Consider the following 1409-nt stretch of genomic DNA (forward strand, 5'->3'; position numbering starts at 1 on the left):
CGAGGAATCGTCAAGATCTGTGGATGAGGTAGTTGCTACGCGGCCACAGTGTCTTCGGGTCGTTCGACGAGGCGGCCGTTGACGAAGGTCGCGCCGGCGCGGACCAACGCGACGAGGTGGGGTGCGTTGACCGCCCGCCACCGGTCCTGGGCGGCTTCGATGAGCTTGAACGCCATGGCCAGGCCGGCGGCGCGGCTGCCGGGGCCTTTGGTGACGCGGGTGCGGTGCCGGACGGTGGCGAAGGTCGACTCGATCGGGTTCGAGGTGCGCAGGTGCACCCAGTGCTCGGCCGGGTAGTCATAGAAGGCGAGCAACTCATCCAGGTCGTCGGTGACCTTCGCGACGGCCTTGCCGAACTTCGCCCCGTACAGGCCGGCGAACCGCCTTGCCGCGAGCTGAGCGTGGGTCTTGTTCTCGGCGCCCCAGATCTCGGCCAGGGCGGCCTTCGCACCTGGATGCGCCGACTTCGGTAGCGCGGCAAGGACGTTCGCAGTCTTGTGCACCCAGTCCCGCTGCTCACGGGTGGCCGGGAACACCTCCCGCAGCGCGGCCCAGAACCCCAGCGCGCCGTCACCGATGGCAAGGACGGGAGCGCGCATGCCACGGCGGGCGCAGTCACGCAGCACATCGCCCCAGGAGCCGGTCGACTCGCGGTAGCCGTCGGCCAGGGCGACCAGTTCCTTGGTGCCGTCGGCGCGGACACCGACGACCACGAGCAGGCACAGCTTGTCCTCGTCCAGGCGGACGTTGACGTGGATGCCGTCGGCCCACACATACACGTAGTCGACCTGCGACAGGTCCCGCTTGCGCCAGGCGTGGTAGTCGTCGGTCCACTGCGTCGTCAACCTCGTGATCGCCGCCGCCGACAGGCCAGCGGTCGAGCCGAGGAACTGCTGCAACGCCGGCACGAAGTCCCCGGTCGACAAGCCGTGCAGATACAGCAGCGGCAGAACCTCGGCCACCTTGGGGCTCTTGCGGCACCACGGCGGCAGGATCGCCGACCGGAACCGCCGACGCTCACCGGTGACCGCGTCGGTGCGCTTGTCGTTGACCCGCGGCGCACGAACCTCAATCGGCCCAGCACCGGTCATCACCTCCCTTGGCTGGGCGTGGCCGTTGCGGACCACCAACCTGCGGCCCCGCTCGTCGCGTTCGTGCGCCAGCTCGGCCAGGTAGGCGTCGACCTCAGCCTCCAACGCGGCGGCCAGCATCCGCCGCGCACCTTCCCGAACAACGTCATCCAGCAGCGAGACGCCCTCGCGTCGCTGCCCGTCCTCGGCGACTACAGTCAGCACGGGCGTGCCTTCCCGACCGACGCGCCAACGTCGGCCTTGCTCGAGACCTACACGAATCGATCACCGGGAAGGTACGCCCCTTCCCGGCCGATCCACAGGTCTTGAGCATTCCTC

At 69.1% G+C, this 1409-nt stretch carries 1 protein-coding gene; it reads right to left on the reverse strand.

The window, feature by feature from the left end; all coding sequences use genetic code 11:
- Positions 1-35 precede the first annotated feature (35 nt).
- The gene (locus tag AB0G14_RS35725; protein WP_357705237.1) at positions 36-1295 is read right to left on the reverse strand and encodes an IS256 family transposase; all 1260 of its coding nucleotides are present in this window, start codon (positions 1293-1295) and stop codon (positions 36-38) included.
- Between the last annotated feature and the right edge of the window lie 114 nt (positions 1296-1409).

This window comes from Micromonospora sp. NPDC023814, from assembly GCF_040639595.1.
In the GTDB taxonomy this organism is placed as follows: Bacteria; Actinomycetota; Actinomycetes; order Mycobacteriales; family Micromonosporaceae; genus Micromonospora.